13 protein-coding genes are annotated in these 13,792 nt (G+C 55.4%); 12 read left to right on the top strand and 1 reads right to left on the bottom strand.

The window, feature by feature from the left end:
- Nucleotides 1-45: 45 nt before the first annotated feature.
- A complete protein-coding gene (locus tag ACJO5Y_RS15210; protein ID WP_406988366.1) occupies nt 46-189 on the top strand; it encodes a hypothetical protein in 144 nt (47 codons plus the stop codon).
- A 242-nt stretch (nt 190-431) separates the two neighbouring features.
- On the opposite strand, the gene ACJO5Y_RS15205 is transcribed toward ACJO5Y_RS15210, so the two are convergent.
- Nucleotides 432-1,793 (bottom strand): MBL fold metallo-hydrolase, encoded by a 1,362-nt coding sequence (locus ACJO5Y_RS15205; protein ID WP_406988365.1) that lies wholly within the window; start codon nt 1,791-1,793, stop codon nt 432-434.
- Nucleotides 1,794-2,116: 323 nt separating this feature from the next.
- Here ACJO5Y_RS15205 and ACJO5Y_RS15200 point away from each other — a divergent pair, with 323 nt between their 5' ends.
- The 11 genes from ACJO5Y_RS15200 to ACJO5Y_RS15150 all read left to right on the top strand — a co-directional run bounded on the left by ACJO5Y_RS15200 (nt 2,117) and on the right by ACJO5Y_RS15150 (nt 13,792).
- Nucleotides 2,117-2,815 carry a Fic family protein gene (locus ACJO5Y_RS15200; protein WP_406988363.1) on the top strand — a complete coding sequence of 233 codons (699 nt, stop codon included), beginning with the start codon at nt 2,117-2,119 and terminating at the stop codon, nt 2,813-2,815.
- A gap of 247 nt (nt 2,816-3,062) precedes the next feature.
- Entirely contained in the window at nt 3,063-4,145 is a 1,083-nt protein-coding gene (locus ACJO5Y_RS15195) for a Fic family protein (RefSeq protein ID WP_406988362.1), read from the top strand.
- A 130-nt stretch (nt 4,146-4,275) separates the two neighbouring features.
- Nucleotides 4,276-5,034, top strand: coding sequence for a 3'(2'),5'-bisphosphate nucleotidase CysQ (cysQ, locus tag ACJO5Y_RS15190; protein WP_406988361.1), 759 nt, complete (start codon nt 4,276-4,278; stop codon nt 5,032-5,034).
- A 3-nt stretch (nt 5,035-5,037) separates the two neighbouring features.
- Nucleotides 5,038-5,520: a transcription/translation regulatory transformer protein RfaH gene (gene rfaH / locus ACJO5Y_RS15185; protein ID WP_406988359.1), complete on the top strand. Its 483-nt coding sequence runs from the start codon at nt 5,038-5,040 to the stop codon at nt 5,518-5,520.
- Between the two features lie 211 nt (nt 5,521-5,731).
- Entirely contained in the window at nt 5,732-7,798 is a 2,067-nt protein-coding gene (locus ACJO5Y_RS15180; RefSeq protein WP_406988358.1) for a YjbH domain-containing protein, read from the top strand.
- A gap of 210 nt (nt 7,799-8,008) precedes the next feature.
- Nucleotides 8,009-8,956 (top strand): hypothetical protein, encoded by a 948-nt coding sequence (locus ACJO5Y_RS15175; RefSeq protein WP_406988356.1) that lies wholly within the window; start codon nt 8,009-8,011, stop codon nt 8,954-8,956.
- A gap of 132 nt (nt 8,957-9,088) precedes the next feature.
- The gene (locus tag ACJO5Y_RS15170) at nt 9,089-9,499 is read left to right on the top strand and encodes an RT0821/Lpp0805 family surface protein (protein ID WP_406988355.1); all 411 of its coding nucleotides are present in this window, start codon (nt 9,089-9,091) and stop codon (nt 9,497-9,499) included.
- Complete coding sequence (locus ACJO5Y_RS15165; protein ID WP_406988353.1) at nt 9,496-11,247, top strand: polysaccharide biosynthesis/export family protein; 1,752 nt, start codon at nt 9,496-9,498, stop codon at nt 11,245-11,247. Before ACJO5Y_RS15170 ends, ACJO5Y_RS15165 begins: the two co-directional genes overlap by 4 nt.
- Before the next feature lie 9 nt (nt 11,248-11,256).
- Nucleotides 11,257-12,051, top strand: a complete 795-nt coding sequence (locus ACJO5Y_RS15160) for an ABC transporter permease (protein WP_406988352.1) — start codon at nt 11,257-11,259, stop codon at nt 12,049-12,051.
- Nucleotides 12,048-12,710, top strand: coding sequence for an ABC transporter ATP-binding protein (locus tag ACJO5Y_RS15155; RefSeq protein WP_406988350.1), 663 nt, complete (start codon nt 12,048-12,050; stop codon nt 12,708-12,710). Before ACJO5Y_RS15160 ends, ACJO5Y_RS15155 begins: the two co-directional genes overlap by 4 nt.
- Complete coding sequence (locus ACJO5Y_RS15150; protein ID WP_406988348.1) at nt 12,707-13,792, top strand: KpsE/RkpR family capsule polysaccharide export protein; 1,086 nt, start codon at nt 12,707-12,709, stop codon at nt 13,790-13,792. Before ACJO5Y_RS15155 ends, ACJO5Y_RS15150 begins: the two co-directional genes overlap by 4 nt.

Raw genomic sequence — 13,792 nt, 5'->3', positions numbered from 1 at the left:
GCACGGGCACGGGTAACCCGGGCCTGGCATGTGCCGGATGTGTTTGTGGCCGCCAAGTGGAGCTTTGTGCGGGATTACATCATCAGCGTGCTGATGGCGGATACTGAGCACCTGGGCGATATGCTGATTGAAATGAGTACCTACCCCGATAAGAACCGACTGCTCCGGCGCGTACATCAACATTTATGATGGCTTGCCCCGCAGCCTGGTAGTTCGGGACACCGTCAAAAGTCTGGTGCTGTTTCCGCTCAACCTGGGGGTGGCGCGGCTGAGTAACCGGGTGGTTCGTCTGCAAGGTGGGTTGTTGCCGGGGGTGGTCTGAGGTTTGTCGGATTAGCGAAGCGTAATCCGACAAAGTCGCCCGCCCAGCAAAGCACCAGGCTCATCCCCCCGTAGGTCAGATTAGGCAAAGCCGTAATCCGACAATGCATCTAAACCTCAACCTCATCAAACAACTCCGGCACCTCAGCCTCCCAACCAAGCTCCTCCACAATACGCTTGCGCATCACATCACTGGCCACCATCTCCCCATGGGTGACATACACCTTCTCAGGCTTCAGCTGCCCCTGTTCCAGCCAACTCAAAATTTCCTGATAGTCGCCATGGGCAGACAGAGAATCCAGGTTCTGAATGTCCGCTTTCACTGGCCAGTATTCACCGTGGATTTTTACTGACTCCGCCCCGTGTACCAATGCGTCTCCCCGGGTTCCCGGAGCCTGAAACCCGGCAAACACCACACTGTTGCGCGGGTTGGGTAGCAGGGTCTTCAAGTGGTGCAGCACCCGCCCACCGCTGGCCATTCCGCTGGCGGAGATAATCACGCAGGGATAGCGTGCGGCATCCAGCTTGATAGATTCTTCAACGGTGCTCACGAATTGCGTCTGGTCATCCATCATTTCGCATTGCGCGGCGCTTAACCGGTGTTCTTTATTGTGCCGGCAGAAGATCTCCGTCGCTTTTATGGCCATCGGGCTGTTCAGGTACACCGGCAATTTGGGGATGCGTTTTTGCCCCATGATCTTGTGAATCAGGTACAGCAGCATCTGGGCCCGACCCACGGCGAATGCCGGCATCAGCACAATGCCACCGCGCCCGGCGGTTTTGGTGATAATCTGCGCCAGTTCTTCTTCAGGGTCCGCCACCGCGTGGCGTCTATCACCGTAGGTGGATTCGCACACCAGGATGTCCGCTTTCTGGATGGGTTCTGGCGGGCGCATGATTACATCGTTTTGCCGGCCTACATCGCCAGAGAACACCACCGTACGGCCACTCGCCTTGTGGTGGACGTGCACGCAGGATGAACCCAGTATGTGGCCGGCAGGCGTGAAGGTCACTTCCATACCTTTTACCGGTTCAAAGGTTTCATGGTAATGCAGGGATTCAAAATGCTTCAGTGCTTCCCAGGCGTCCTTCTCGGTGAACAGCGGTTCCGGCTTTTCATGTTTGGAGAATTTCTTGCGGAAAGCGTATTTGGCGTCCTCTTCCTGAAGAAAGCCGGCATCCGGCAGCAAAACTTTGCACAGCTCGTGGGTGGCCTTGGTGCAGAACACCTTGCCCTTGAAGCCGTTCTTCACCAGGGCCGGCAGGTAACCGCTGTGATCGATATGGGCATGGGTCAGTACCACGGCGTTAATAGTGGAAGGCTCCACCGGGAAGGGCGCCCAGTTTCGTCTGCGCAGGGTTTTTACACCCTGGTACATGCCGCAATCCACCAGCAACCGGTGTTTGTCATCTGATAGAAGGTAACGGGAACCGGTTACGGTGCCGGCGCCGCCGAGGAAGCGCAGTTTCATGGGCTGACTCCATTCAGTGAGTGCTGATAGTCAGCTTAGCGCAAAGCGAGGAATACGGATTTGATTTGTGTCGGGTTGGTGTTGGATTACGGCTTTGCCTAATCCAACCTACGGGTGAGGTCTGAAGGTGGTGCTTTTGGGGTGGGGTGTCGGATTACGCTTCGCTAATCCGACCTACGGGTGCTACGGGTGAGGTTTGAATGTGGTGTCTTTGTAGGTCGGATTAGGCGAAGCCGTAATCCGACATCCCAACACCGCAGTCAAGCCCCGCACCCATGTGCTAAAATTTCCCCCAGTCATCAATCAACTAACGGCAACCTGCAATGCAACAACCAACAGATCGACATTGGGGAATGCGACCGAACCCGGCAAAGGCCCTTATGCTCGTACAGCGGGAAGTGTCGGTGTTTGTGTATGACGCTGTGCGGCTGGAAGGAATCAACTTCACGCTGCCAGAGATTCAGACATTACTGCAGGGAATTACCATTGGTGGGCATAAACTGAGTGATCAACAAATTGCTCTGAACCAGGGAGAGGCCTGGAAGGTGCTCTTTGACATGCTGAAAGAGGGCAAATTCGAGGTTTCACAGATTTTCGCTTGCCAGCTTCACGCTATCGCGGCAAAAGAAGAAGCCCTGGAGTGGGGGCAGTTTCGCTCAGGGGGTGTCCTCATTGCCGGTACGGATTATGAGCCGCCAAATGCCAGCACACTGCCCGCCAGGTTCACCCAGATGGTTGAGGGCATGACTGCGTTTGATGACGTATACGATCAGGCCATTCACGTTTTCCTGACCATGGCCCGAAATCAGTTCTTCTATGACGTCAATAAACGCATGGGACGCTTGATGATGAATGGTCACTTGTTGTCCTACGGTTACCCGGCCATTAACGTACCCGCGACCCGGCAGCTGGAATTTAACGAACTGATGCTGAAATTCTATGAAAGTGGCGATATGGGCGAAATGAATGAATTCATGCGGAGCTGCCTTAATCCCAAAGCCGTTGAGATCATGAAAGAATAGAAAATATTCGCCGTATGGACAGATGCAGCTTCGCAGGTTGTCGGATTACGCTTCGCTCATTGTGTCGTTCACCGGTAAATCCGACCTACAAAAGCATAAAATCCCAGCCCCCAGCCCCCAGCCCGCAACCGTAGGTCGGATTAGGCGCAGCCGTAATCCGACATTCCCTTTGAGCCGTTAAAATCTTTCTAACGGCTCAAAAAATAACCCATACTGAGCCAATAGAATCAACTTAAAGGCTCATGCAATGTATACTTGGCAACTGGAACATTGGCCAAACTACATCTTCGACCAACAGACCGGTGTTTACTGGACCGAAAAAGCGCGATTGGCCTCCCAAAGAATTCTTGGGGCTCTGGAAGTGGTGCCTGCTGAACTGGGTAGTGAGGCAAAGCTGGATCTGATGGTCAGTGGTGCCATTGAAACCAGTGCCATTGAGGGGGAAGTGCTGAACCGAGAGGATGTGCGCAGCTCCATTAAAAATCATTTCCTGAGTCCGGGGGATAAGTTAGCAATACACGACCCCGTAGCTGCGGGTATATCCGCTCTGATTCTGGAGGTGATGGACTTATACGAAGAGCCATTGACGGAGGAGCGCCTGCATCACTGGAGCGAGCTGGTGATTCCCCAAACTGGTTGCTGGCGAACCCATAAGGATGCAATGCAATCTGTTTCCGGCCCGATTCATAACCCAACAATTCACTTCGAAGCACCACCTTCAGACCGGGTGCCCGCCGAAATGGAAAGCTTCCTGCAATGGTTTAACGGAAGTTCCTGCGAGCTTCCCGGAATTGCGCGAGCTGCCATAGCGCATTTGTGGTTTGAAACCATTCATCCCTATGAAGACGGCAATGGCCGGGTGGGCAGAGCCATCGCAGACCTGGCCGTTTCCCAGACTTTGGGGCAGCCAATGATGATGAGCCTGGCAACGGTGCTGAGCAGGCAGCGGAAAGCTTACTATCAACATCTGAATAAGGCATCGAAAGACTCGCTGGACGTAACGCCCTGGGTTGACTGGTTCGGTGCGCGGGTTCTGGATGCACTCGAAGGAGCCATTGGCGTTATTCAACATGTCGTGAAAAAAGCCCGGTTCTGGGATTCCATAGAAGCGCGTGCGTTGAACGAGAGGCAAACCAAGCTCATCAGAAAAATGTTGGGGGAAGAGACAGCGTCTTTTCGAGAAGGCATCAACGCAGCCAAATACAAGAATCTGGCACGGTGTTCGAAAGCAACCGCCACTCGGGACCTCCAGGATTTGGTGGCGAAGGGGATTCTTACACCGGTCCATAGCAAAGGCCGTTATGCTCGCTATCGGCTGGTGCTGGAGTAGCGGGCCCAGAAGCTTTGTTGGATTACGCTACGCTAATCCGACAAGCCTAACCATCAATCGCCACAGCACTAACATCAACCCCCAACACTCCGTTAAACTACGCCAAAACCCACCAGCAGGATGCTCCTTCATGCAATACAGCGCCATCCTCCCGGATATCATCAGGATTGCCGATGAAGCCGGAGAGCGGATACTTCCCATTTACCAGTCCGACTTCGAAGTCCACTACAAGGAAGATAAATCCCCCATCACCGCTGCGGACGTTGCCAGCCACGATGTCATCGTAAAGGGCCTGGAAAGCCTCACCCCGGACATCCCGATCCTGTCCGAAGAGGGCGCCAACATTCCCTGGGAAGAACGCAAGCACTGGCACCGGTTCTGGCTGATTGACCCCATCGACGGCACCAAGGAGTTCACCCAGCGCACGGGAGAATTCACTGTGAACATTGCCCTGATTGAAGATGGCGAACCGGTGATGGGCGTGGTCACCGCGCCGGCGTTGAAGGAGGCCTTCTGGGGGATAAGCGGCGAGGGTGCCTACAAGCGGGATCACGCTGGCGAGATCAGATCCATTCAGGTCGCCAGGCCGGCAGCCACCAAAAGGGTCGTGGCCAGCAAGAACCACATGAACGAAGCCACCCGCGCCTTTATTGATAGACTTGGCGAGCACGAACTGGTGCAGGCTGGCAGTTCCCTGAAGTTCTGCCGCCTGGCGGAAGGGCTTGCCGATGTATACCCGCGCCTTGGCCCCACCTGCGAATGGGACACCGGTGCAGCACACGCGGTGCTGATCGCCGCCGGCGGCAAAGTGGAAACCCTGGAAGGCCAGCCGCTAAAATACGGCAAGGAAGACGTACTCAATCCCCATTTCATTGCGTCCGGAAAGTAGCCCATGACCTGGTACGCACTGCAACACAAACCTGCCCAGGGTGACCGGGCCCTGGAAAATCTCCAGAATCAGGACATTGCCTGCTTCTACCCCAAGATCACTGTGGAGAAAATCAAGGCTGGCAAGCGCACCCGCAAACTTGAGCCGCTGTTCCCTGGCTACCTGTTTGTGAACCTGGAACAGACCGATCCCATGTGGTCCAAACTCCGCTCTACCCGGGGCGTGCTGCGGGTAGTTAGCTTTGCCAACAAGCCGGCCCCCATTGCGGATGATGTAATCGAGCATGTCAGGGACAGTCTGCATACCGTGGCGGAGCAGGGCGGCATCAAGCCGGGGCAGTCTGTTGAGCTCAGTGACGGGCCGTTTCAGGGGCTGGAAGCGATATTTCAGGCTTATGATGGTGAGGAGCGGGCCATCGTGCTGATCAGCTTCATGCAGAAGCAACAGGCGGTGAAGGTATCAGTCGCATCTATTTATAAGAAATAATAGAGCTCTAACTAACATTATTTTGCAGATTTTGACGCCAATACTTTCGAAACCTGACGGAATCGGACGATTTGTTACTTGTCTGTCATGTTTTCTTAGGTAGAATTGCGTCACATTTTTGAGAAAAACCATAAAAATTACCTGACAGGGAGCTAGTCAGGGCAATGCGTGCTTGCCTCCTTTCTTCCCCGTCATTCACCAGATAAATACTATGACCTCAAAACACTGGACCCTGGTCGGTGGGGCGGTAGCGTGCCTGAAACCGATCGCCCTGACTGGCATTGCCGGCGGACTTTCGTTGGCGGTTGCGCAGGCCGAGCCGCGTGATCTGGCGTTCCCGGGCTACAGCGGCTACCTCAACGTGCCCTCCGCCACTGTGCTCAATCACGGCCAGGCCGATATCATGTACTCGGATCAGGCGCTGAATACACGCCAGAGTTCTGCTGGCGATACATACGCCTACCTAAACAACATTGCTGGCGCGTTCGGGGTCTTTCCCCTGGTGGAAGTTGGCGGGCGTATTGCCTGGGATCGAACTCAATCGAACTGCTATACCGAAGGTTGTCGCATCCGCGATCTGTCCGCGAATATCAAGGTGCAAGCTCCTCTCATCCCGGAAAACTGGTTTACCCTGGCAGTTGGGGTTCAGGACATTGGGGGCGAAACAGACGACTTTGAGTCTATGTATGTGGTTGCCGGCCGCCAGTTCGGGCCAGTCGAAATATCAGCGGGTTACGGTGACCCAAAGATGTCTGGCCGCTACCTGGACGGTGCGTTTGGCGGGGTGTCATACCGCCCGGTACCCTGGCTGAACGTTATGGCCGAATACGACAGTCAGGATGTTCGGCTGGGGTTGGGCGCCGCTTCGCCTGAGGGGATGCTGCCCCTGGGCATGCAGATTAAGGGAAAAGTGCTCGCCTACGATGAAGGCGACACGGAAAACGGTCGCCATTTCTTCTCCCTGGGGCTCTCCATTCCGTTCGGCAACAAGCCCAGCAAGGAGCGCCTGGAAACCGCTGAATCCGCAAAAGCCGTAGGTCGGATCAGCCAAAGCACTAATTCAGAAGTCCCAGCCCCTGTAGGTCGGATTAGGCAAAGCCGTAATCCGACAGCCCCAGACCAAGAGAACACCGGCGAGAAGACAGCCCGCCGCCTGGGCCAAGAACTGGTCAGTGCCGGCTACGACCGCGTCTCCGTCGCCAGTGAAGGTGACACCCTCCATATCCAATGGGAAAACAACATCTACGTACGGGACGAACGGGATTCCGTTCTGGACGTAGCGCGAAGGGCCAAGTCAGCAGCCGGTGCCCACAAGAATGCCAGGCTCACCCTGCTTAACCAAAATATTCCCGTAGCAGAACGAACCGTCCCACTGCAGAAAGCCCATCCGGATGGCAGCGATGAACCCTACGCCATCGCCTCAGGCTTTTCTGACACCAGCCTGTTGAACCGGGAAGAGCGTGACTGGGACTTCCAAGGCAGCTACGGCCCCACCTGGAAACCGCGCATCACTCTCAGCCCGACCATCAGTTCCGGGGTGGCGACCGAATACGGCGTTTGGGACGCCTCGGTCGGCATCAGCGCGGAAGTATCTGCCTCGCTCTGGACGGGTGCGCTGGCTTCCGCGACCTACAACACAGAAATCTACCAGACCGAGGATTTTGAGAGAGGCGGTGTGTTCTATGGGGACCGGCAGCGCAACGCTCTGATCGAGGCGGAAGTCCAGCAAACCTTCAAGCTGCATCCTCAGGTTTACACGAGTTTCCACGGCGGCCGTTACGCTATCGATTGGAACGGCGGCCTCAACGAGACCATGATCCTGAGTCCAGACGGGCGCCACAGCTTGAGCTATCTGGGGGGGGCGTTCCGTCACAGAGATGACAACGACACAAAGCGCAATCAGATGCTGGGCCGATACAGCTATTATAACCCGGATCTGGACGCCCAGTTTGATATCTACGGCGGCCAGTTCTTTGCTGAAGATACCGGCGTTCGGATTGATAGCCGCTTCTGGTTTGGGGACTACGCAATTACTCTGAGCTACAAGAACACCGATGCTGAGTTCATCAGCCTGGGCTGGGTGATTCCGCTCACGCCGGAGAAAACCCGCCAGTTCCGCTATGCCCAGGTTCGCGGTGATGCTGACTGGAGCTACAGCGTGCAAACCCGAATCAACGAAGACCAGAATCTGACTTCGTTTGGCGGTGCGGCTATTGTTCGTTCGGCCAACCCAATTCAGTCCGTATACCTCAATCGGGGCAGGATAACGAATAACTGATAGGGTAGGGTCTGGCCTGAAAAACCATATTATTCAATAGCAAGAAACAAAGTGTGATTGCGTTTTAACCTCACTTGCCTATAGTGGGTGAAAAAATGGCCTTCTCTGGCCAATTACGTCAGGGCGCTGCCGCACAGGGGTGCGGAGCCAACATCAACAACCAAAAACCAAACCGTGCGAAAGCTCATTCAGGAGATTTAGAGGCTAATTATGAGTCAATTTAACAAAGGAAAGTTCTCACGCAACCTGGCCGCCACCGCTATTCTGGCCCCGACTATGATAATCGTTGGGTGTTCGTCCAGCAGTGGCTCCTCGTCATCGTCTGACGGTGCCGATGGCTCCAGTGAAGGCTTTGCATACGATGGCTACCTCAAGAATGCCGTGGTATGTGTTGACGAAAACCTCAACAAGGCGTGTGACCTTGGCGAGCCTAGAACCACCACCGGTGACGGCGGCCTGTTCTCTCTGGACTCTCTGACGGATGCGCAGGTGCAACTGCCACTGGTTCTACAGGCGACCTCCAGCACCATCGATGAAGACGACGGTGCCTCGGTTGACGGCAACCTCAAGTTCCTGGCACCGGCCGGCAGCAAAGCCATTAGTGGCTTCAGCACCATTATCCAGGCAAAAGTTGAGAAAGCCCTGGCGGAAGGCTCAACAGCCAGCCTGGCGAACCTCAAGGCGAGCGCCGCCGCTGAGCTTGCGACTGAGTTGGGTGTAGATGGCGTGGATCTCACCGCGTTCGACCCGATTGCCGCCAAGACCGACGGCAGCACTTCCGAGGAAGCGCAAACCAACGCCGCCAAGCTTCACCTGGTTAACCAGGTGCTGAGCCAGCAGATTGCGACCCTGGTACCGCAAGCCAACGCCAACTCTAATGGCAATGAGACTGCTGCCTTTGGCGCCCTGGTCAACAAACTGAACGCAACCAACGTAAAACAGGCCGTAGACAATGACACCGCTGGCCTGGCGTTGCCTGAGTTGAAAACCGCTCTGGCGGAAGTCATCGTAAGCGCAACCGCGCCTTCGGTACCGACTACCGAGGAGATCGAAGAGCAGGCTTCCGAAGACGAGGTCGTTAAAGAGATCATCGAAGAAGACGTCACTGAAGAGCCGACAGGCGCAACCGGCGCGACCGGCGGTTCCGGCACTTCCTGAGTGTCGGTGATCGACACTGAACAAAGGGGCTGGCTTTGTCAGCCCCTTTGTTTGTTGTTAAAGCAATGACCCAATCCCCTCCGGCATGAAAACTCCGCACATTCGTTTCCTGTCACACGGCTACTCTTATAGATGCTCAAGAATCAAATGACGATGACTGCACGGTTATACACTTTGACGCTCTCACTACTTGCGTTTTCCGGTTGTGCATCCTATCCGGGAGGTATCAGCCCGGAAGATAGCTTTCAGACCTGGACGTCAAGAGGGAGCACAGTGACCTACCTACCGACAGACATTACCCCAATGCTTGAAAAGGCCAGCGTCGGTGAAAACATAGTCCTTGGTGATACGCCGTGGGGAAAACAAGCCAGATTGACCGTCAATAATCGTTACTTCGCCGCTTCAGGAAAACGATGCCTGGGGGCAACTCTCGAAGCGTCACAGGGTCAGGAGCGTTTGGTTAACGTATGCCGGCACAAGAATGACCTGTGGGGCGCCACGAAATCGATACGGGCAGCCGTTCCCAACGGAGGCGCCCAATGAACAAGCCAATGTATCTTCGCCTGCTGATGGCCGCTACGGCGTTTATCAGCATGCTAATTCCCACTCTGGCAATCAGTCAGAGCTTTGGTGATATCCCCGACAGCCAACGGGAGCGTTTTGCACCTCAGATAGAGCAGTTGCAGCAAAGTGGCTCGCTTTCCTCCTCAGCCAGTGCGAGCGCAGAAGGTCAGGAACCAACATCCAACACCAACTGGAGAACCGCAGCTACCTACGGGCCGGTCCTATCCGACGAAGCGCGGGATGCCGTCGAACCCTTTGGGGCGGACCTGTTCAGTGGTGGTTTTCGTGGGCTGCGCTCAGACGGCCTGAATCCGGATTACCGCGTTCTTCCGGGTGACCAGGTAACCCTGCGCATTTGGGGAGCGGTGGATATTGACCAGGTCATGCCCGTCGACGCCCAGGGTAATATCTTCATACCCGCTGTTGGGCCCGTTCAGGTCAAAGGCGTAAGCCACCGCCAACTCGATGCGGTGGTCCGTCAAGCCGTTGAAGACGTCTATCCGAACAACGTTAACGTATACACAAACCTGCAAGGCGTACAGCCAGTTGCCGTGTTTGTTACAGGATTTGTGGAAAAGCCCGGGCGGTACGCAGGCGTACCCAGTGATTCCATTCTATATCTGCTCGACCAAGCGTCCGGTGTGGATGAGGATCTGGGTAGTTACCGTAAAATTCGCCTGATCCGTGACGGTGAAACCATCGCCCGCCTGGATCTGTACGAATTCTTGCGCACCGGCGCCCTGAACCATCCCCAGCTACAGGAAGGTGACACGGTGCTGGTTGAGTCCCGAGGGCCATCGGTACTGGTATCCGGCGATGTCGGGCGCCCGTATTACTACGAGTTACTAAAGGAAGAACTGAACGGAAAAAGCCTGGTTGAATTGGTTCAACTGAAATCCGGTGTGTCCCATGTGCTGGTTCGGGGCAACCGCAAGACAGGACCATTCTTTGAATATCAGGAGCTCGAGCACTTCCGTGACGCTGAAATATCCAGCGGTGACGACATTGTCTTTCTCGAAGACCAGCGCCAGGACGAAATTGTCGTTCAACTGGAAGGAGCGTATCTGGGCAGCTCCTACTTCGTGCTCTCAAAAGGCACAACGCTGCATGAACTACTCAATGGCGTCGCCATTGATCCGAGCGAAACCGCCTACGAAAGCATCTCCATTCGCCGTGAGAGTGTTGCAGAGCAGCAACGCAAGGCTCTGGAAGACAGCCTGAGACGTCTGGAAACCACCTACCTGGGCGCCTCGTCGTCCACGGCGGAAGAGTCGGCCATCCGCATCAAAGAGGCGGAGCTGATCAGCCAGTTTGTTGAGCGTGCCCGGGAAGTGGAGCCAAACGGTCGATTGGTGGTGGCCAACGAAGGCGAACTGGTGGACGTCCGCCTGCAGGACAAAGACGTCATCACGCTGCCTCAACGTACGGATGCCATTCAGGTGTCTGGAGAAGTTTATATTCCGCAATCAGTTGTGTTTGTGCCGGGCAAGAATGCTATGGATTACATCGAAGGCGCCGGAGGGTTCAGCCAGCACGCGGATGAGGATCATATCCTGGTTGCACGCCAGAATGGTGAGGTTCGCCACGCCAGCGACGTCCCCTTGCTGCCAGGGGACCAGATTCTGGTGATGCCGAAAGTAGAGACCAAAAACCTCCAGATCGCATCCACTGTAACCCAGATACTGTACCAGATTGCCGTCGCCACCAAAGTCGCATTGGATCTTTAAGAAACCCTTGTGAGCACCATAGCACCCAGAAGCCGTTGGCGAATCACCGCAGACGTATGGCACGCCCTGTTCCTGCGGGAAGCCGTGGCCCGTATCAGCGCCGATCGAATTGCCTGGTTATGGCTGCTCGCCGAACCGATTGCCCATGTGGCGTTGATGGTCTGGGTGCGCACGCTGATCGGCCGTATACGCATTGTCCCCGGGGCTGAATTTATTCCCTGGCTGGTCGTCGGCATCACCCTGTTCATCATGTTCCGCAACCAGATGAACCGGGGGATGGAGGCCATCAACGCGAACCGGGGCCTGTTCGCCTATCGCCAGGTGCACCCGGTGGACACTGTCTTGGTACGGGGTGCCCTGGAAGGCATCCTTAGTACTATCGTGATGATCCTGATGGTGATTGGTTTTACGTTACTGGGCCAGAATCTCGTGCCCCATCATCCACTGGAAGTCCTGAATATCTGGGTCAGTGTCTGGCTGTTCGGGACTGGGGTGGCACTGGTGTTCTCGGTGATGGCGACAACCTTGCCGGAGAGCGCCAAATTTGTGCGAATGACCATGTTGCCGCTGTATTTTCTGTCGGGGATTATGATTCCGGTGCAATATTTCCCCCACGACCTTCAGCAATATCTGCTTTACAACCCCATGCTTCACGCGATTGAACTGATGCGTATGGGCTTCTTTGAAAGCTATAGGGCCGTGGAGGGAGTTAACCACCTTTATCTTCACTGGTGGGTATGGGGCAGCCTGTGCTTAGGCCTGCTACTGCACACCCGCTATAAGATACGGTTGATGGCGCAATGATCGAGGTCTGCAACCTGTATAAACGCTATCACGGCCCCTTTGGCGGGGACTGGGTGCTGAAGGATGTGAACTTCACCATTCCCGATAACGTCAGTGTCGGCCTGCTGGGCCGCAATGGCGCCGGCAAGTCCACCCTGCTGAGAATCATCGGCGGCATGGACACGCCCGACAAAGGCAGCGTTCGCCACAATTGCCGTATTTCCTGGCCCATTGGCTTGGGTGGCGGCTTCCAGGGCTCCATGACCGGTCGTCAGAACGTCAAGTTCGTTGCACGGATTCAGGGCGGTGGTGATCGCATCCCCGAGATTATCGAACAAGTCCAGGCCTTTGCTGAAATCGGCAAAGCCTTCGATCAGCCAGTGAAAACCTATTCCTCCGGTATGCGGAGCCGCCTGGCCTTCGGCCTGTCACTGGCGTTCAATTTCGACGTCTACCTGTCGGACGAGGCCACCGCTGTTGGCGATGCGGCGTTCCGTGAAAAGGCGAAAAAAGCCTTCCAGGACCGTGTCGGCCAGGCCAGCATTATCATGGTGTCTCACCAGATAGGCATGCTGAGAGACATGTGCCAGGCCGGCTTGTGGATCAACAACGGGTCCGCCATCTGGTTTGACGACATCAAAGAAGCCATCAAAAGCTACCACGAGAGCATTGGTAAATGATCCGCTTTTTTAAACGTAATCCCTTCTGGGTTGTTGCCCTGGTTGCCATTCTCGGTGCCGTGATTTACTGGGGGTTAATCGCCACGGACCGCTACGTATCCCGCGCCCATGTGGTGCTGCAAACGCCTGAAATAATGCCAACAGGGATGAACGTCTCGTCGCTGCTTGCCGGCACCAGCGGCTCCGGAGACTTGCTGTTGCTGAAGGACCACCTTGAATCCGTCCATATGTTGCGCACCCTGCAAAACAAGCTGGACTTACGCAGCCACTACAGCAGCACAGACATAGACCGCTTTGCGCGCCTGGAAAGCAAAGACCTCCCCATGGAGATGTTTCACGACTACATGAAAGGTCGCATCAGCATCGTTTTTGACGATTACGCCAGCCTGTTGAAGATAGAGGTGCAGGCCTATACCCCGGAAATGGCTCAGGCCATCACCCGGGCGTTGCTGGATGAAGGGGAAAAGCACATGAACCAAATGGGCCAACGGCTGGCGGAAGAGCAGGTGTTCTTTATCGATAAACAGGTCGAAGAGCTTGAAGGCCGGCTGTTTGCGGCGCGTGATGACTTATTGGAGTATCAGAACGAACATGGCCTGGTGGCACCCACCCAGACCGTGGAAGCCATCTTTGAAACAGTCTCCCGGCTAGAGGGCGAATTGGCGGTGCTCAAAGCCCGGATCACAGCGCAGCGCTCCTACCAGAGCGAAAGCTCGCCGGAAATCCGCCGCCTGAAAGCCGAAGCCCAGGCGTTGGAGCAGCAGATCGGCATCGAAAAGCGGAAAATGGCCCAGGAAAACGGCAACTCGCTGAACCGGGTGTCCGCGGAATACCAAACCCTCGAACTCAAGGCGCAATTCGCGCTCGACCTGTATTCCAATGCATTGACCACGCTGGAATCCACGCGGGTGGAATCAGCACGCAAGCTGAAACAGATCTCCATTCTGGAGTATCCAACGCTCGCGGAATATTCCACGCGGCCGGATCGGCTCTACAACATCACCGTTTTCGTTATATTTGCCATGCTGTTTGCTGCCATCGCCCAGCTGATAGCCACTGTGATACGGGATCATCGCGATTAA

It is taken from the genome of Marinobacter alkalisoli (assembly GCF_045449855.1).
Taxonomy (GTDB): domain Bacteria; phylum Pseudomonadota; class Gammaproteobacteria; order Pseudomonadales; family Oleiphilaceae; genus Marinobacter.
Note: the sequence above shows the minus strand (reverse complement) of the source record. Positions and strands in the feature narration are given on the sequence as shown.